An 18,197-nucleotide genomic window follows, 5' to 3' on the forward strand; every position below is an offset into this window, starting at 1 on the left:
CGGGGGACACGTCGGTGGTGGCACTGCGTCCGACCACCCGTCGTCCGACGCCTGCGCACACCCTGATCGGCGTGTCCCATCGTCTGCGGCCGCGCGACTACACCATCGCCGCGCTCCTCGACGAGCACGGCACCCTCACCACCGAGCACCTAACCGCCGTCCTGTTCGCCAGCCCCACCACCTGCCGGCATCGCCTGCACCTGTTGCGGCGCCTCGGGTTCATCGACCGGTTCATCCGTAACCGGCCCGGCGCACCTGACCCGGTGTGCTGGTTGCCCGGCCTGCTGTCCTCCCGGTACGTCGCCCTGTCCCGCAACGACAGTCCACCGACCGCGCGGGCCGTGCGGGAACGTCAGGACCGCATCTACTCCAGCCCCACTCTGCACCACCTGCTCGCGGTGAACGACATGTTCGTCGCTCTGCTCGTGCACGCCCGCCACCAGGAGGGCGCCGCGCTGACCCGCTGGTGGTCGGAGCGCACCACCGCCGCGGCGTTCGGTCACCGCATCAAACCCGACGGCCACGGCGTCTGGACCGACGGCGATCAGGAGACCGGGTTCTTCCTCGAACTCGACCGTGGCACCGAGCCGATCGGACGCCTCGTCGACAAGTTGGCGTCGCACCGCAAGCTGCACGCTGAGGGCGGCCCGCACTACCCGCTGCTGTTCGTCCTGCCCAGCCGGCTGCGCGAGCAGAACCTGCACCGCAGGCTCGCCGACCGGCCGGAGCCCACCCTGACCGTCGCCACCACCTCACCGGAATCCGGGTCCGATCCGGCGGGGCCGGTGTGGCGGTTGGCCGGTAACGGACGCCACCGGCTCACTCTGGCCGACCTGCCGAGCAGCCACGGCTCACCCGGCCCTCTCACCCCCGGGCCGGCGCGACCGGAGGACCATCCGCTGCGCCTCATCGTCGACGCCACCTCGTGACCCTACGGATGGTGGCGCGCTGACACGAGGACCAGCCGCGGGCTCTGAGCGCGCGGCGTCGGTGATGGTGGCCGACGAGGAGTCGCGGTGAAGCCGGGCGATGCCGGGCCGGAGACAGCTCATCGGGTTACCCAACGGCGACGACGGTGGCGGGTTGGCCAACAGGCACCCGCACCTCACCCAACAGCGGTGGGCCCGGCGGTGCCGTGGCACCGGCGCGCCTCACCACCCGTGCCGGCACGGGTGGTGAGTGGATCCGCGAGGCCGGTGTCTGTTGGGTGACCGGGCTACGGTGAGGGCTCATTTCCATGAACCCCCTTATGCCGCACCATCCGGGCCCCACCGCCCACGACCGCGGTCGCCACCGCCCACCCGCCACCTGGCCGGTCGGCCTGCGCCGCCCGTAGGCGTCTCGCCCACCTCAGCACCGCCCGCGCCGATCCGGCGCCACCGCGGATTCTTCCCGCGCACCGCTGACTGCATCGCAGTCACGCCCTCTTCCGCGCCCCACCTCCCTTCCCTGGGAAACCGCCCCCGGCGCACCCGCGCCTGGCCACCCCCGTGCAAGGAGGAACCGTGCCCCCTGGGTCCCTGACCATCGTGTGCCTGCCTGACGGCACCCCCGCCCACCGACTGGCCACCACGGCCGCGACCCGCCTCGCGGGCACCCCGCTGACCCCCCTCAGCAGCGCCCAACACTTCATCACCCGCACCCGCTGGCACCGCGGCAGCCTGCTGCAGCCCAGGAAGAACACCGCCGCTGGTGGACCCGTCCGATGGCTGGACCTCGAGACGATGCGCGCCGCTGCCCGCGACGCGTTCTGGCGGCGTTGGCACCTCTGGAACCAGGTCGTTGCCGGCACCCGGCCCGCCCAGCCCTACTGGACGTTCGTCGACCGGCACCGCGCCAGGCCAGGCACGTACCTGATCGCCGCGGCCCGCCAGCACTACCTCGCCCAACCCCGCATCGCGAGCATGCTCACCTACAACGCCCTACCGAACCGGCTCACGGATCTGCCCACCAGCCACCTGGAGGCACTGCAGACCGGCGCGCACAGCTACGCCCACTACGGGTGGCTGCGCGCCGTGCCGGGCCGCAGCCTCGTCAGCCTCGACGGCACCCACCTGGTAGCCGCCACCGACCGGTACGTCACCCAGATGACCTACCTCGCCGCGGTCAACCACCACATCAGCCTGCTGCACCACCGAGACGTACTCGTGGCGCTGCACACCCGCTAAGTCACTACCGCACCCCCGAACCAGCAGGCGGACCGGTCGAACCGGTCCGCCTACCGGCATGCGCGTCCCCCTTCTGTCGAAAGGAGAACCGTTCATGTGCCTTACCGCGTGGGCGACAGCCCTGCGCCGGATCCCGGTCGCCACCACGATCGCGGCCCAGGCCGCACTGCTCGCCCTGCTGCTCACCGGTCGCCCCTGGGTGGCGGGCATCATCGCCACCGTCGGCATCGCCCAGTCGGTCCTGCTGGCCCTGTCCCACCGCCGTGTCGTGCACGCCGCGGACCGCATCGCCGCCCTGGAGAGGGACCTCGCGGTCGCCTACCGGGACCCGGTCACCGGGCTCGCGGTCCGCCGCGTCGCCGAACACCACCTCATCGACGCCGTCGGCACCGAACTGACCGTCGCTCTGATCGACGTCGATGGCATGCATGCCATCAACACCACCCACACCCACGACGGCGGTGACCGGTTCCTCGCCGAGCTCGCCGCCCGACTCGAGCAGGCCAGTCACGTCGGCGACCTCGTCGCCCGCCTCGGCGGCGACGAATTCGTCCTCGTCACACCCCGCGACCCGCAGACCCTGGCCCGGTCCCTGACCGGCGTCCTCGCGCCGTCCATCACGATCGACGGCATCACCCGGCCGATGGCCGTCAGCATCGGCATCTGCCGCACACCCGGCGGGAACCCGCACCGTGCCCTCGGCCAGGCCGACCGGGCCATGTACGCCGCGAAAAACCGCGGCGGCGGCATAGCGCACTACGACCCCGTCCGCGACGGCGAGCCGCCCGCATCCGGTGTGCGCCCGGCGGTGCGCCACCGCGACCGCCGCCCCCACCGGCACCGCACCGGCACCTCCTAATCCCACCCCGCGCCGTGGTCGCGCACCACCAGCACGGCCCGCACCTGGTACCCCCACGGCAGGTACCCGGTCGCCGTCCGCCGGCAGGTCAGCTGGTCAGGCTGCGGCAGTCACGGTCCGCGCGGCACTCCCTGACGCCCTGCCGGCCGCTGACCGGGCCGCTACCGCTGCCGTGCGCTACCGCGACACGTGCTGCCCGACAGCACCAGCGCCCCTGTGTGCGATTCACCGGCCGCTGCCCGGCCTGACCACGTGATCACCCCACCCGGGCACGGCAGCGCCGCCGTGTCCAGGTTCGTCATCCCCCAGTGAAGGAGCCCGGCATGACTGATCTGTTCACGTCTCCCTTCCTCCCCGCGGCCGTGCTGCAGGTGGGGCAGGCCGTGCACGTCAACGCCCGCGCCGCCTGGCTGCCGGCCACCGTCACCTCCCTGGCAGCCGCGCGCGTCGTCGTCGACTACCGCATCGCCGTGCCGGCGGATCGTCGGCGCACCGAGGTGGTGCCGCCCTGGAGGGTGCGGCCCGCCGACGGGGTGTGCCTGCGCCCGGTACGCGACCTGCGCGCCGGGGACGACGTGCTCGCCTTCGACGGCACCACCCGCACCGTCGCCGCGATCTGGCCCCGGCGTGACCGCTGGTGGGTCATCTCCCACGCCGACGGTGCCCGCGCGGTCGTACCGCCGACCGCTGTCCTGCGCCTGACCGATCCGACCCCGACGGTCACCGTCCACGGCATTCCGCTGTGAGCACATGCCGTCACCAAGGAGGAACGTCCGATGGGTAACCGCGCCGTGGTCACCATCACCGACGAACACGGGAACAGCCGCTGCTTCTGGGCCGGCTGGGGCAGCCCGGAGTACCAGATACCGCACGTGGCCGACTTCGTCGCCTGGGCGGATCGGCATCAGCGGCCGCTGACCGTGGACAGCTGGCTCGCCCACGCCGATACGTTCCCCGGCACCTTGGCGCGGTTGGAGGTCACCGGCACGACTGCCGCCGAGGACACCTACATCGGTGACCTCGACTACCGCTACCACCTGGTGCTGCACGACGACTCGCATGCGGTTCGGCTGCGCGTGTACCAGCTGCGCGGACCGTTGGGACAGCTGCAGCCACAGCCGCGGTTGGTGACGGAGTTGACCCACGCCACCCTCTACGGGGAGGCGGCGCGGCTGTGTGAGCTGATGGCCGACCGCGCCCACCAGTGGGCCGAGGCGCACGGCGGCACCGCGGCGCCGGGCAACGACCCCGACGGGTGGCGGCGGCGCGCCGCCGGGTTCGACGAGATCCACCAGTCGACGCCGGTGGTCGCGTTCGCCGCGAACCTCGACGCCCGCGTCGTCGCGGCGCGCTTCGACGCGCCGTACCCGGCGATCCACGTCGCCGGGGTGTGGGTCGTCGTCGCCGTCGACCCTGGCGGCGTGCTGCAGGTGTCCACGCACCTGCAGGACGCGGTCGGGTGGCTGCGCCGCCCCGACGGCACCGTCCCGATGCGGGTCACCGTCGACGGTGAGCCCGTGTTCGACGCCTAGATCACCACCGCACCCGTGCCGCGTAGCGCCGCCGATGGCGGGCTCGACGGGTGCGCACTCTTCCGCTCCTGGCCGACGCCCGGCCATCACGTGTCGCCGGGCATGGCCAGATGGCCCTGCCCGGCGACCCCACCTCCCAGGGGGTTGCGCATGGCGCACACCGCTTACACGTTCCTCGTGGTCGCCGAGGACGGCACCAGCCACGAACACCACACCCGGCAGCGCACCGGTGCTGTTGACACCTGGCTGCGCCGCGCGGTCGGCGCCGCGCCGACACCGATCCCGCTCGCCGCCGTGCACCTGGTCGCCTGGTGCGACGCGCACGCACCGTCGACAGGCCGCCGCCCCAACCCCGTCGCCGGTCTGCTCATCGCCCACCTCGGCGGTGCCCGGCTGCCGCTGGCCGGCCCGATCGCGCTGACCGGCTACCGGGACGGCACCGCCCGCAGCCTCACCACCGCACAGGTCGACGCGGTGCTGGCCGCGCTGACCCACTGCCGCTGAATTGCCCCATCCGGCGGCCCCGGGGTCGCCGGCCATCTCCCACCGCATCGTCAAGGAGGACCCACCGTGGTCGCACCCCGCACGCTCCGGCTCACCAGCCGCGACGACATCGTCGTCGCGGTGCCCTACCTTCTCGGGTTCCACCCCACCGACAGCCTGGTCGGTATCGCGGTGGATGAGCGGCGGATCCGGTTCGTCGCCCGACTCGACCTGCCCGAGCCGTCCGCAGTCGACGACTTCGCGGAACCGGCCGCGCACACCGCCACCCTGCTGGTGCGGTACGCGTCGGCGGTGATCCTCGTCGGGTACGGCCCGGCCGACCGCGTCGCACCCGCGACCGCCGCCCTGCGCACCGCGCTGCAGAGCATCGACGTCATCGTGCCCGAGGTGCTGCGCGTCGCCGACGGCCACTACTGGTGCCTGTGCGGTGCCCCGGCCTGCGCCGCCGGCGTGGCGTATGACCCATCCACCAGCAGGGTCCCGGCGGAGGCGGTCTACCTCGGCATCGCGCCGCTGCCGGACCGGGCCGCGTTGCAGGACCTGATCACCCCGATCATCGGGCCAGGTCGCGAGCGGATGCGCGCCGCGACCGAGAAGGCGCTACGCCGCCTCGCCGGCATGCTCACCGACGGCCGGGACCCCACCGCGGGCGCTGCCGGGGTGCCGCCGTCATCCCCGCCCGAGCAGGTCGTCACCTACGGTGTCACGGCGGTCCGGCAGGCCTACGAATGCGCCGGGCGCGGGGACGTCCTGTCCGACGACGACGTGGCGTGGTTGACCGCCGTGCTCATGGTCCCCGAGGTCCGCGACCACGCCTGGATCACCGGCGACGGCAGCGACGCGCAGCGACGGCTGTGGACCGACGTGACCCGACGGGCGACGCCGGGACTGAGCGCCGCCCCGGCCTGCCTGCTCGCCATCACCGCCTACCTCGACGGTGACGGCGCCATGGCGCGCATCGGCGTCGACCGGGCCCTGGACGCGGACCCGGACTACCGGCTCGCGCACCTGCTCGGCCAGGCCCTTCAGGCCGGCGTGCCGCCGCACGTCTGGCAGGCCGCCATCACCGGCACCACCACCGACTAACAACCCCTGTCCGGTGCCCGCACCGGGCACCACCGGCACCGCCCGCGAACCCCGCACACCGGGGTCCGCGCACCGCTTGAGGTGAGGGCAGCCGGTGGCATCCCGGCTGCCCTCACCACCAAACCCACCTGGGATTGGAGGCGTGGGCACCCATGTCCACCTTCGCGCAGATCACCGTCGTCGTCGCGGCGCTGACGCTCACCGCCGCCATCGCCGCCCACCTGACCGGGCGCCGCACCGCCTGCCGCTACCAGGCGGCGCTCACCGCCGCGGCGCAGGCCGCCCGCCGTGATGACCTGACCGGCCTGGGCAACCGCGGCGGCTTCCACGCGGCGCTGGCCGCCGCCGCCGAACGCCGCCGCCCCGTCGCCGTGATCCTGATCAACTTGGACGGCACCCGGACGGTCGTCGGGCGCTTCGGCCACCGCGCGCTCGACCAACTGCTCGTCCTGACCGCCGGCCGCCTCACGCATGTCGCGTCCGCCGCCGGCGGCGCGGTGTTCCGGATGCGACGGGCCGAATTCGCCGTCATCCTCGACAATCCCGCCGACGCGCCGCGGCATGCTGGCCGGCTGGTCGTTGCCGTCGCCGAACCGACCGACCTGCGCCTCACCCGGCACCGGATCACCGTCACCGTCACCGCGTGCGCCGGTGTCGCCGTCTTCACCCCGCATGAGGACCCGGATCAGCGGCGGGCGCTCGGGCGCGCCGACCGGGCGATGCGCGCGGCGAAGACGACCGGCCGCGGGCACACCGCGGTTTTCGACCCGGTCACGATGCGCGGCCACCACCGCCCACTCGGCCCGGACGCCGGCACCGGGACGCGGTGATGAGGACCCGCAGATCGGTCATCTGTCGGGTGGGGGAGCGGCCCACGGTGCCAGCCGGCGGGGATGTGTACGGGCTGATCGACTGGGATGACGCGCCGATCCTCATCGTCGGCCGCAGCGCCGACGCGGTCACCCGCGAAGCCATCCGGATCTTCGCGAGGACCCTCGCCGAGACCGGTGGCCTGGCCGAGGACGACCCGGACTTCACCCGTCGGCATCCGCTGCCGGACCCCGACGGCCCGATCACCGTCATCGACCGCTGGCTGACCCGGCTGCGCCGGACGACGGCCATCCCCTGGTTCGCCATCCTCGACGACGAGGTGGTGATCGCCCGGTGACCGACCCCCATCCCACCCGTCCCACCCGGCTGTAGTCCGCCCACCGTTGGGGCGGCGGCCTCACCTCGTGCCTACGGGCAGGTGGGGGCCGCGCCGGGTCCCCACCTGCCCGCCGCCACGAGGCGGGGATAGGAGGCCACCCTGATGGCCACGCGCAAAACCCCGGCCAGGAAGGCCAGGGCCAACAGCACCACGACGCACCACAGCAACACCCGCACCACAAGCGAGACGTCTCCCGACAACAACGACAGCGACCGCGACGGGCTGCTGGCGAAGATCAAAGCCGACTTCGACGACCGGCTGGCGCGGATGGCCGCCGACCCGGCGCGGTGGATTGAGTTCATCGACCACGTCGCCGTGTTCGGTGCCCGCTACAGCGTCGGCAACCAGATCCTGCTGCTGGTCCAGGCCGAAGAGCGCGGCATCACGCCCCGCTACTTCTTGCCCTACGGCAAGAAGGACGGCTCGACCGGGTGGAAAGCCCACCACCGGTACGTGCGCGCCGGTGAGAAGGCGTTCAAGATCTGGGCGCCGATCACACGCCGGCCGACCGAGGACCAGGCTACCGAATGGGAGGCCAACGGCCGCACCGTGCGGCGGGAACCCTCCGGCCGGCCGGCGGTCCAGCTGGTCGGGTTCGGCCTGGCCAACACCTTCGAGCTGTCCCAGACCGACGGCGAGCCCTTCGACCCGCCGACCGTGCTCGTGCGGCGGCGACTGCACCAGCACGGGAACGACCCGCAACTGCTCGTCGGCGACGACCCGACCGGCGTCTACGACGACCTGGTCACCCTCATCACCGACGAGGGCTACGACTACCAGCTTGTCGCACCGCACACCGGTCACCTCAACGGCGCGAACGGCGTCACCGTCCGCGGCCCCGACACACGGATCGTGCAGGTCCGCGAGGACGTCGACCCGGCGCAGCGGACCAAGACCACCCTGCACGAGTTGGCGCACATCCGCTGCGGGCACCTCGACGCCACCGCACCCGGGGGCACCCTGCACCGGGGCCGCACCGAAACCGAAGCCGAGAGCGTCACGCACATCGTGCTCCGGGCCCTGGGCATGGACAGCGCGGCCTTCTCCGACGCCTACGTGTTCGGCTGGGCCAACGGGGACATGGACCTGGTCAAGGAGTGCGCCGCCACGGTGCTGCGGGTGGCCAGGCAGGTCCTGGCCGACCTCACCCCCGACGAGAGTGACGACGCCGCCGGCCCGAGCGCACCCGGACCCGACGCACCGGACCCGGTGGTGCTCGCGCTGGCCGACCTGCAGGCGGTCGGACGGGAGGTCGCCTGATGGGCGCCGGTGACGATGAGCGCATGGCGCGGGCCACGCTCGGCTGGCTGTGTGAGCCCGGTGATGCCGGGCTGCGGCAGTTGCTGGCGCGGCACGCGCCGACCGATGTGGTCGACATGCTGTCCCGGCAGGAGGTGCCGGTTGTTCGCCGGTCGGAGATCCGGCATCTGCCCACCTCCCGGGTTTGGGGCGAGGCGGCTGCCGCGGTCGAGGAGGCCCAACGGGGCGGCGGCCGGGTGGTGATCCCCGCCGACCCGGACTGGCCCTCAGGGCTGCGGGGCCCGGACGGTGGGCAGCCGGTGTGTCTGTGGGCGCGCGGGCCGGCCCCGATCCCGCCGCCGGCGGGCTCGGTGACCATCGTCGGGTCGCGGGCCAGCAGCAGCTATGGCAACCACGTCGCCGCCGACCTCGCCGCCGAGTTGGCTACCCACGGTTGGACGGTGGTGTCCTCGGGCGGGCTCGGGATCGACGGTGCGGTGCTGCGGGCCGCCTTGGCCGCCGGCGGTCGGGCGGTCGCGGTCCTACCCTGCGGCCTTGACCGACTCCACCCGCACCAGCATCGGGCACTGTTGGCGCGCCTGGCCGAGGTCGGCCTGCTGCTGAGCGCCCAACCGCCGGGCGCCGACCCGACCTTGGCGCGGACGGGGGTGCACCGGGCGCTGTTGGTCGCGCTGACGGCGGGCACGGTCGTGGTGGAGGCGTCGGCGCGTAGCGCGGCGCTGCAGACCGTCCGGCAGGCCCTCGATCTGGGCCGCGTCGGCCTGGTCGTGCCTGGTCCGGTGACGTCCGCGGTGTCGGCTGGCTGCCTCGAGTTGCTGCGCACCGACGCCCGGGTTCGGGCGGTGGGCTGCGCCGGGCACATCGTGGCTGACCTCGCCCCACCACCCGGGGGCGGACCGCGGGGAGGTGACACGGGTGACGGGGATACCTGACATCCCGGTGCACCTGGTCGGTCGGCCTCGCGCCGGCGGTCTCGTCGTCCCGTGGATCACCCCGGCCACCCGAGACGGGGGACTGTATCTGTTCGGCAAGATCGGCAACCTGGCGCAGTACCGGTGTTTGACCCGCAGCCTGTGCCAGGTGTGTGGTAGGCGGCTGGGCGTCCGGGCGGTGCTGTTCGCCCGGGAATCCGACCTGCTTCATCAGTGCACGGCGGAGCCGGCGGTCTGCCCACCGTGCGCGGCGTACAGCCGTCGGGCCTGCCCAATGCTCGCCGGCCGGCGGCACCGGTATCGGGCCGGTGACCACCCGGGCTTGGCGGGCACCCCGATCGCCGCTGATCAGGTGCTGCGTCAGGCCGCGCCGGTGGAGCGCTGGTACGCGGTGTGGATCCGTGACTACGACGTCGTCGATCATCCGGCGCAACCGGGCACCCTCACCGCGTCGTGGCAGCGGATCCCGCCGCTGCGCATCCGGCCCCTCGCGGCCACCGCTTAACAGCACCACGCCCCGCAGCACGGCCGATAGGCCGGGCTGGGCGATACGCAGGCGCCCGCCGACCTACCCATTAGGGGCTGGCAACCGCCAACCCAGTGAACCCTTCCGGGGATCGTGCCGGCCGCGTGCCGTAACCCCGGGGCTGCCCCTGGGGTGAGGTACGCGGCCGGCGTGGTGCCCGGTGACCGAGGAAGGACACCATGTTCGAGCCATCCGCGCAGATCACGTCCCTGCTCACCGCCGTCGCCGTCAACGAGTCCGCCGCCGAGGGATTGCGGGCGATGCTGCATCGCGAACAGGAGTTCCCCAGCCCGACGCAGGCCAGGCTCACCGGTATCGCCCTGGACCCGCACGGCCGCGCCTACGCCGATGAGCTCCTGGACGCCTCCTGGGCCGACGAGCAGCGTCAGGAGGCGCTGCTCAGCGCCGAGCGCCCCCACCGTGAGGTCATCATCGGCAGTGGCTTCCACGCCGCGACCTACGCGGCGGTCCGCGTCCTCAGCGGTCACCCGAAACCGCTGGTCCTGGAGCGGACCGGGCGCGTCGGCGGCAGCTTCGCGATGACCACGCGGCCGGTGTTCCATCTCAACTCCCGCAACCGTGCCGGCAGCGCGGGCCTGGCGGGTGACCAGGGAACAAGCCCGAACTACCTGCCGGGCGCACCGATTCAGGCGGCGAACGTGTCCATGGCCGAGTACCAGACGAACACGGACATGGCATTCGTGATCCGCCTGGCGTTGGCGCAGTTCGCCGACGTGGTGCCCCACGCCACCGTCCTGTCCGTCAGCGACGGGGATCCCGGAGTGGAGGTGGAGATCGAGGGCAGGGCGTCGCTGCCCGCCGGGCGGGTCATCGACGCCCGCGGCCTGGGTGACCCGGCCGGTCAGAACGTGGCCAACGGCACCACGATCCTCACCTACCCGCAGTTCATGCACCGTATGGCGGGCAGGTGGCCGCTGCGCGGGGTGCGCCGGGTCGCGGTGATCGGTGGCGGTGATTCCGCCAGATGCGCCGTCGAATCGTGCCTGGGCCTCGCCCCGCAACCGTTCATGGCCGCCGCCGCCCTGGACCAGGTGCAGCGCATCGACTGGTACGCCGAGGACCTGCCCAGGACCTGCGAGCAGTGGCGCGACGACATCCGGGGCAGGTATCAGGGAATCGGCCGGTACCTGCGCCCGGACCGGTTCGGGCTCCGGCGACTCACCGTGCTGCCCCGCCGGGTACAGCCCGTCGCGCTGCCCGGTGCGGGCCTCATCGACGGCCGCACGTACGACCTCGTCGTCGTGTGCACCGGCAACCAGGAGACAACCATCGACCGGCTCGGCCTGGGGGACTTCTACGAGTACACGACCGACGACGGGACCGTGGTCGCCCGGGAGCACTACGAGCTGTCCGCGTTCCGCGTCGGCCCGCACGCGCGGTTGCCCTTCACGGCGCGGGAACGGGCGGACGGTATCGCCGACATCGCCGCGAACGCGGTGTCGATGTTCCGGACGGCGTCCAAGACCGCCGCGTTGGCGGCAACGCTTCCCGCCGTGACGCTGACCTAACCCGACCGCGTCGGGCGAAAGCCGGCATCACCGCCAACACGGCAGCGCCCACGTCGTCGCAGGAGCGAGAACTCCCGGCCGCCCTCGCCGCACGTGGGTGGGTGCGGCCCGCGGCCGGCAGCCACTCGCCGCCTTCCCGCCTCACCACCTGACCCGCACGCAGCGACGGACACCCCGATGGTGGCCGTCGCGGCGGGATGACCACCCCCGGGTGGCCCAGCGTCGCCCTTGCGGCGCTGGGCCACCTTCCCCTCTGGAGGAGAAGCGCATGACTCTCGACGAGCACGACCGGCCCCGGCGGGTGGATCTACCCGATCGGGCGGGGCCTGTGCGGCGCCCACCGGTCGAACACGCCGCCTGGATCTTCTACGCCATCGCTGCCCTCGGCTCCACCATCGGCCAGATCTGGGTCGGTGTGCAGATCCCGCCGTGGCCCGACACCCTGCACTGGTGGTGGCGTGCCGTGTTCGTCGCACCGTTCGCGATCGTCATCGACCTCGGCGGTGCGGTCACCGCGGCGTTCGCCGACTGGCGGCAACGCCTCGGTGAGGCCGCCTACGGGTGGCGGACCCTGTCCGCCGCCACGGTCACCGTCGGCGTCACCACCAACATCGTCGGCCACGCCGACGTGGCATACCTGGCCGTCGTCTTCGGCGGCCTCGGCGTCTTCGCCTACGCGATCTGGCTGATGCACAGCGCCGCGCGGCGCCGTGACGCCCTGCGCGCCACCGGGAAACTCGCCGACACCGCCCCCGTCTACGGCCTCACCCAGTGGTGGCGGGAACCAGCGGTCACCCGCCGCGCCCGTTCCCTGGCCCTCGCCCAGCGCCTGCCATTGCATGAGTCCCTCGCCCTTGCCCGCCAGCAACTGCGCGACGAGAAACGCCGCACCGCCCTCGCCACCCATGTGGAGAGGCTGATCCGGTCCCGGCACGACGACCCCGTCCGCGCGGACATCGCCGCGACCACCCTCGACCTCGACGCGGTCGCGGCCGACCTCACCGCCCACGCCGACGTGCCCGGCTGGGCGCGCGTCATCGGCGCCGACCTACGGCCCCCGCCGGTGCCCGTGCCCGCCGTCGGCGGCGACGTCGACGCGGATCCCGACCGGGACGTCGTGACGGTGGCCGGACCGATGCCGCCCGCTGACGTGCTGCGCCGGGTGCCGCAGGACCAGGCGTCCTACGACCGGTGGCGGCAACTGTGGGCCGACCTCAAAGCCGACCCGGACATCGAACTCGCCGCGTTCGCGCAGCGGCACGGCATCTCCCTGCGGCAGGTCCAGTGGATCCGCCGCACCGGCGCCAGCGGCCTGCTCGACTCACCGCTGACCCTGATCGACCGGATCGCCCAACTGGCCGCCACCAACGGTCACGCCCCACACCATCCGGCCTCCACCTCGTGAACCTGCGCCACCGGCGTGCATCCCTGCCCGGCCCACGCCGGACCCCTGCAGCGTGCGCACGGCAGATCGGCGTCGGGCACCTACCTCGACGGGAAACCCTTATGCGTGTACACACTCTGCGGTGGCTGCCATGACCGGCCGCCTCATCGCCCTCGCTGCCGCGGTCGTCGTGGGCGTCGCGTCCCTGTGCGTCGCCGGACTGGTCACCCTCACCGGGGCGGCATCGGCCTGCTCGGTCGTCACCATCCCGGCCGGCACTACCGGCCGTTACGACACCGGGCAGGTGCACCACGCCAACGTCATCGTCGCCGTCGGCGTCCAGCACGGCATACCCGTCCGCGGGCAGGTCATCGCCGTCGCCACCGCCCTGCAGGAATCCGGGCTGCGGAACCTCGGGCACCTCGGCGAGGACAACGACCACGACTCACGGGGGCTGTTCCAGCAACGACCGAGCCAGGGCTGGGGCACCCCCGCGCAGATCATGGATCCCGCGTACGCGGCCGGGGCGTTCTACCGGGCGCTCGTCACCGTTCCCGGGTGGCAGTCCCTACCGCTCACCGTCGCCGCGCAGGCCGTGCAACGCTCGGCCTACCCCGACGCCTACGCCCGGTGGGAGGGCGACGCCGCCGCCCTCGTCGGGGTCGTCTCCGACCAGCCGGCCGCTTCCGGTGAGCAGTGCATCAGCGTCGGTGGGTGGATGACACCGGTTCAGGGAACGTTTGTATCCGGTTTCCGGACCGAGAGCCGGTCCGGCCACGACGGCGTCGACATCGCCGCCGCAAAAGGCACGCCGATCCACGCCGCCGCCTCCGGTCTGGTGATCCGCGTGGTCTGCAACGCCCACCTGCGCGACGGCAGCCCCTACTCGTGCGACGTGGACGGCCATCCGGTCACCGTCCTCGGATGCGGCTGGTACGTGGAACTGCGGCACCCCGACTCGACCGTCACCCGCTACTGCCACTTGCTGCGCCGCCCACCGGTGAACGTCGGCCAGCAGGTCGCCGTCGGCCAGGTCATCGGTCAGGTCGGCAGCAGCGGCCACTCGTCCGGGCCGCACCTGCACCTGGAGACCCACATCGGCGAGCCCGCGACCGAATCCAACGCCGTTGACCCCGTCGGCTACTTCGCCTCGCGCGGCATCGACCTGACGGCCACCTAGCGCACATCAGGTTCATTCAGGAGGCTCGCAGGAGTTCGTGGGGCATGCAGGTCACTCGGCGCTGGAACGTCGCCAGGCGGCCCGTCCGGCTGCTCACCACCGACGCGCCTGGGAGGCGCGACAGGTCCTTTTCTGTATCCCCATCCACTACTGTCGGTAACTGAACAATCGCAGGCGCGGTGGCTCTCGATGGAAAGGTCGCGCACGTGCATCTAAGGGATGTCTCGCAACTGACCTGAACACGGCGATGAGGTCCTGCCGGGAAGGCGAGGTCGTGCAGGCGCAGAGAATGAGGCCATGAACAGAGAGGCAAGACGCGATGTGGTGGCCGCGCTGATCGAGCTCGCGGGAAGCCCCGACTTCCAGGATCGGGCTGATGCGGGCCGAAGCCTGGCGAGTTTCGCAGAGGATCCCGATGCCCGCAGAAGGCTGTTGGGCCTTGTGCTGGACACCGAGGACACGTTCGTTACGCGCGTGACGGCGGTGCCATTGCTCCGCCGTCAGGATGCGGCCGGACTGACGGTGGTCGCCTCAGCGCTCGCGGCGGCCGGCTCCAACCACGCTGATTGGATTCACACCGCAGTGCTCGATGTGTTCATGGTGTTCGGCCACGATCGCGACGTCGCCGTGCGTGAGTGTGAGATGTTGATCCATGACCCGGATGATCACGTTCGCGACGGCGCCGCGCAGTTGATCGACACGCTCGCCGAGATCGATCCGGTCCTCCTCCCGTCCCGAGACGGCTGAGGGTCACGTAGCCTGGATTGGTCCACTCCAGACGGTGTTCCACATCAATGAGTGCAGGTGTTGTCGCCCGCCCGTCATGGGTTGATCAACCTGTTCGCCGGGCTTAAGGTTGGCGAAAGTTCACTGTTGATCTCGGCTGGCGGAGCGTTACGGGTGTGAGTTCCCGGAGCAGGCTGGTGGCGAGGTTCTCGGTGTCGGGGTCGATGCCGATGCCGGCGTCACCGAGGTCGCGGCGCAACGCGACAAGCCGTTCGCGCACGCCGACGGCGTCACCGAGACGCGCCGAGGTGCGCATCGCCCGGCGGGTCAGCTCGTCGGAGAGCGGATCGAGGGCGCGGGCGGCGTCGTAGAGGGCGAGCGCGGCGGCAGGATCACTGCCGAGGTGCAGCCCGGCGGCCTGGGCGTAGATCTTCACGAGGTGGCGTCGGGCGTGCTCACGGTCGGTGTCGATCCACTCGTAGTTTCTGCCGTCAGCAAGGCCGCCGTTGGTGGCGGCGATCGCGGCGTGCAGGTGGGCGAGGCGATCAGCGTCGTCGACAGCGGCGGCGACCCGGGCGTAGGAGTCCTGGACAGTCCACCAGTCGACGTCGAGCAGGGTCGGGTCCAGGTGGTAGCGGCCGCCGGTGTTGATGACCGGTTCAATCTTCGGGGCGTCGTCGTTCGGTCCGGTGCCCGTCTGCGCAACGGACCGGATGGTGGTGCGCAGGTTCGCCGCGCAGGTGGAGAGGCGCTCTGACGCGCGGGAGACGGTGACGTCCGGCCAGATTGCTTCCATGATGTCGTCCAGGTTCGCGCCGCCGCGGTGAACGACCAGGTACACGAACAGCTCCAGGCTCTTGGCGCGCAGGCCGCGCACCGGCTTGCCGTGGGCGTCGAGGATCGTGGGATGGCCGAGCACATGGGCCCGCACCCGGGCGCCGGTCGCGGTGCTTCCCGGACCCGGTGGGGCTGCGCTGGGCGTCGATGCGGGGACCTGCGGTGCGGGGTTTACCTTTTCGGACGATGCGCGGGTGGTGTCGCCGTGTCGTGCCGGGGTCGTCGTCGGCGCGACGGGTGCAGGTGCAGGGGCCTGCGTGGTGGTTGCGGGTGCGGTGCCGCCGTGGGCTTCGGTGAGCATGCGCAGGATGTCGGTGGTCGCGGTGGCGTCGAGGACGCCGACGCGATCGCCGTGGCTGCCGTCGGTCGTGCCGTCGGCGGCGACGGTCAGGGTGCTGCCGTGGGGCCAGGTGCCGATCAGTGCCGCGCTGATGTCGACGTTCGTGCCGAGGTGGATCGCGGTGGCCAGCCGGGGGTGCCAGCTTTCCTCGGGAACGCTGGCGATGAGCAGCAGGTGCGGTAGCGGCTCACCGACCGTCCCCTCTGTCGCTAGGGCGAAGACGGTGACGGCTTCCTGGTCGGCGAGGATCCGGCTGCGGCGGATGATCTCCTCTTCCATCAGGGTTAGCGCTGCGGCGAATGCCGGGGCGACGGTGAGTCCGGGCACCGAAGCGGGGTCCACCGCGGACACGCCCAGCAGCGTGGTCAGCGTGGTGTCGGGGATGATGACGCGACCGTGCGCGTGTGGGCTGTCGGCGCCGGGGGTGAGGGTGGCCACCAGCAGGGCGCGAGCCGCGTCCAGGGCGGCGGGTCCGTCCAGGCCGAGCCCGGCGGCGGCCGCAGTCCCGTCGACGCCGGCCTGTTCCGTGTGGCTGGGTGCGGGGGACGGCAGTGGAGGTGTCACCTGGGCGGTGGTGTTCTCGCGGACGGTCTGGCCGCGCGTTGCGGTGCGGGTCAGCAGGTGTGGTGCGACGCGGCGCACGCCGTGGCGTAGCCGGGTCAATGCCGCCAGCGGTGGTGTCAGGTCCGCATCCGCGAGGATCGGGCTGGTGATGGGTGTGGGCCGGTAGCGGTGCCGGCGGCGCTTCCACACCATCGTGATGGCGGAGACGAGCGCGGCGGCGACTCCGGCGCCGATGGCGCCACCGGCGATTTCCACCCATCCCCACAGGGAGTGTGAGGGCCTGTCGTCGGCGGCACCGGGCGGCGTGGTGGCGTTGCTGCGATCGGCAGGAGGCGGACTCGGTGCGGTCGTCGAGGTCGCCGGGCTGGTGACGCCGGGGGCCGTCGATGGTGGCACCGACGGTGAGGGTGGGTTGACGACCCCGTCGTCGGCGGTAGGTGACGGTGCCGCGGTTGAGGGCCTGGCGGTAGGCGACGCGCTCGGTCCGGCCGTTGGTGAAGCGGCGGGCGTAGTCGTGCTCGGCGTGGCAGTCGCAGTCGTCGGTGGTGATGCGGTTGGGCCTTGCGGTGGGTCCTGGGCGGGGGGATGCCGCGGTGGTGTGGTGTCCGGCGGCGTGTCAGCGGCGGGCAGGATCAACACCCAGCCCGGGAAGATCAGGTTCGGGTTGCGCAGCGTCCCACCAACGTTGGCGAAGTGGGTGCCGCGATTCAGGGCGAAGATCTCGCGCCAGCGTTTGTCGTCCCCGAGGGCTTGGTCGGCGATCTCGGACAGGGTGTCGCCTCGTCGGACAGTGTGGGTGGGCGGGGTCCCGTGGGCGGGCTGCGGGTGCGCGGCGGTGAGATGGGTGGTCGGCGGTGTGGGTGCGGCGGTGACCGGTTCACGGGCGGGCTGGTCGGTGGTGGTGGTGACAGCTGTGGCGTGGGCGATGGCGCCGCTGGCCGTGGTGACGGCGCTGGCACCCAGCAGCGCCGCAGCCAGGCTGCGGATTGGGCCAGGGAGGCGGAGCTCGATTATCCAACGTGTCCGGCGTGCCAGCGTGGCGTAGGCGTGGATGAGCAGGGTCGTGATCAGCAACAGCCACAGCGCCACCGCCGCAGCGCCGATGAGGGCGGTGACGAGGTGGGGGCCCAGGGGGGAGACGATCACCTGCCGGATGTCACCCGACGTTGGTGACGGCGGTTGCCAGGTCCCGGTCGCGGCGAGAATGACCGGCGCTGCGGCAGTGGCCAGCACGCTGGTGGCGATCGCGAGGGTGCGGGTGCGTGTCACCTGCCCTCCGTCCATCGTCTGGTCGCCACCGGTACCGGTGGCGGCGGGTGGCATCACCCGGTGCCGCGACGCTACGACCGGCCACCGGCCGGGGGGAGTGGCTCGGTGACTCACAGAACCTCACGCCGGCTGACACGACCTCACACCCGCAGGTCAGCGAGGCGGTGGCCCTGTTGCACGGATTGCCGAGCGAGGACGGCGGCAGATCCGGATATTCGGCGATGATGTGAGCGCGATTAACGCCTGCGATCAGCGCCGGCGGGTTCAGGCTCGGACGATTGACGGCAGACG

At 72.3% G+C, this 18,197-nt stretch carries 17 protein-coding genes; 16 read left to right on the forward strand and 1 reads right to left on the reverse strand.

Going from position 1 to position 18,197, the window contains the following annotated elements; genetic code table 11:
- The first annotated feature begins 71 nt into the window (after positions 1–71).
- From ABZU74_RS17985 to ABZU74_RS18060, 16 genes are all read left to right on the forward strand, one after another.
- A complete protein-coding gene (locus ABZU74_RS17985) occupies positions 72–929 on the forward strand; it encodes a replication-relaxation family protein (RefSeq protein ID WP_355424728.1) in 858 nt (285 codons plus the stop codon).
- 576 nt (positions 930–1,505) lie between these two features.
- Complete coding sequence (locus ABZU74_RS17990) at positions 1,506–2,168, forward strand: hypothetical protein (protein WP_355424731.1); 663 nt, start codon at positions 1,506–1,508, stop codon at positions 2,166–2,168.
- A gap of 94 nt (positions 2,169–2,262) precedes the next feature.
- Positions 2,263–3,027 carry a GGDEF domain-containing protein gene (locus tag ABZU74_RS17995; protein WP_355424734.1) on the forward strand — a complete coding sequence of 255 codons (765 nt, stop codon included), beginning with the start codon at positions 2,263–2,265 and terminating at the stop codon, positions 3,025–3,027.
- A 323-nt stretch (positions 3,028–3,350) separates the two neighbouring features.
- Positions 3,351–3,773 carry a hypothetical protein gene (locus ABZU74_RS18000; RefSeq protein WP_355424737.1) on the forward strand — a complete coding sequence of 141 codons (423 nt, stop codon included), beginning with the start codon at positions 3,351–3,353 and terminating at the stop codon, positions 3,771–3,773.
- 30 nt (positions 3,774–3,803) lie between these two features.
- A complete protein-coding gene (locus tag ABZU74_RS18005) occupies positions 3,804–4,559 on the forward strand; it encodes a hypothetical protein (protein WP_355424740.1) in 756 nt (251 codons plus the stop codon).
- A 150-nt stretch (positions 4,560–4,709) separates the two neighbouring features.
- The gene (locus ABZU74_RS18010) at positions 4,710–5,063 is read left to right on the forward strand and encodes a hypothetical protein (RefSeq protein ID WP_355424743.1); all 354 of its coding nucleotides are present in this window, start codon (positions 4,710–4,712) and stop codon (positions 5,061–5,063) included.
- 66 nt (positions 5,064–5,129) lie between these two features.
- On the forward strand, positions 5,130–6,149 hold the full coding sequence (locus ABZU74_RS18015; protein ID WP_355424745.1) for a DUF4192 domain-containing protein: 1,020 nt from the start codon (positions 5,130–5,132) through the stop codon (positions 6,147–6,149).
- 152 nt (positions 6,150–6,301) lie between these two features.
- A complete protein-coding gene (locus ABZU74_RS18020; protein ID WP_355424748.1) occupies positions 6,302–6,979 on the forward strand; it encodes a GGDEF domain-containing protein in 678 nt (225 codons plus the stop codon).
- Entirely contained in the window at positions 6,979–7,317 is a 339-nt protein-coding gene (locus tag ABZU74_RS18025) for a hypothetical protein (RefSeq protein WP_355424750.1), read from the forward strand. The genes ABZU74_RS18020 and ABZU74_RS18025 overlap by 1 nt, the downstream gene beginning before the upstream one ends.
- A 144-nt stretch (positions 7,318–7,461) precedes the next feature.
- Positions 7,462–8,619 carry an ArdC-like ssDNA-binding domain-containing protein gene (locus ABZU74_RS18030; RefSeq protein ID WP_355424753.1) on the forward strand — a complete coding sequence of 386 codons (1,158 nt, stop codon included), beginning with the start codon at positions 7,462–7,464 and terminating at the stop codon, positions 8,617–8,619.
- Positions 8,619–9,551 (forward strand): DNA-processing protein DprA, encoded by a 933-nt coding sequence (locus tag ABZU74_RS18035; RefSeq protein WP_355424756.1) that lies wholly within the window; start codon positions 8,619–8,621, stop codon positions 9,549–9,551. The genes ABZU74_RS18030 and ABZU74_RS18035 overlap by 1 nt, the downstream gene beginning before the upstream one ends.
- Entirely contained in the window at positions 9,535–10,056 is a 522-nt protein-coding gene (locus ABZU74_RS18040; RefSeq protein WP_355424759.1) for a hypothetical protein, read from the forward strand. Before ABZU74_RS18035 ends, ABZU74_RS18040 begins: the two co-directional genes overlap by 17 nt.
- A gap of 200 nt (positions 10,057–10,256) precedes the next feature.
- Positions 10,257–11,606, forward strand: coding sequence for a hypothetical protein (locus tag ABZU74_RS18045; protein WP_355424762.1), 1,350 nt, complete (start codon positions 10,257–10,259; stop codon positions 11,604–11,606).
- A gap of 268 nt (positions 11,607–11,874) precedes the next feature.
- Positions 11,875–13,011, forward strand: a complete 1,137-nt coding sequence (locus tag ABZU74_RS18050; RefSeq protein WP_355424765.1) for a hypothetical protein — start codon at positions 11,875–11,877, stop codon at positions 13,009–13,011.
- 130 nt (positions 13,012–13,141) lie between these two features.
- Positions 13,142–14,170 carry a M23 family metallopeptidase gene (locus tag ABZU74_RS18055; RefSeq protein ID WP_355424768.1) on the forward strand — a complete coding sequence of 343 codons (1,029 nt, stop codon included), beginning with the start codon at positions 13,142–13,144 and terminating at the stop codon, positions 14,168–14,170.
- A 297-nt stretch (positions 14,171–14,467) separates the two neighbouring features.
- Positions 14,468–14,917 carry a hypothetical protein gene (locus ABZU74_RS18060; RefSeq protein WP_355424771.1) on the forward strand — a complete coding sequence of 150 codons (450 nt, stop codon included), beginning with the start codon at positions 14,468–14,470 and terminating at the stop codon, positions 14,915–14,917.
- Between the two features lie 103 nt (positions 14,918–15,020).
- On the opposite strand, the gene ABZU74_RS18065 is transcribed toward ABZU74_RS18060, so the two are convergent.
- Positions 15,021–17,906 (reverse strand): LysM peptidoglycan-binding domain-containing protein, encoded by a 2,886-nt coding sequence (locus ABZU74_RS18065; protein ID WP_355424774.1) that lies wholly within the window; start codon positions 17,904–17,906, stop codon positions 15,021–15,023.
- Positions 17,907–18,197 lie beyond the last annotated feature (291 nt).

This window comes from Micromonospora sp. NPDC005171, from assembly GCF_040608575.1.
Classification (GTDB): domain Bacteria; phylum Actinomycetota; class Actinomycetes; order Mycobacteriales; family Micromonosporaceae; genus Micromonospora.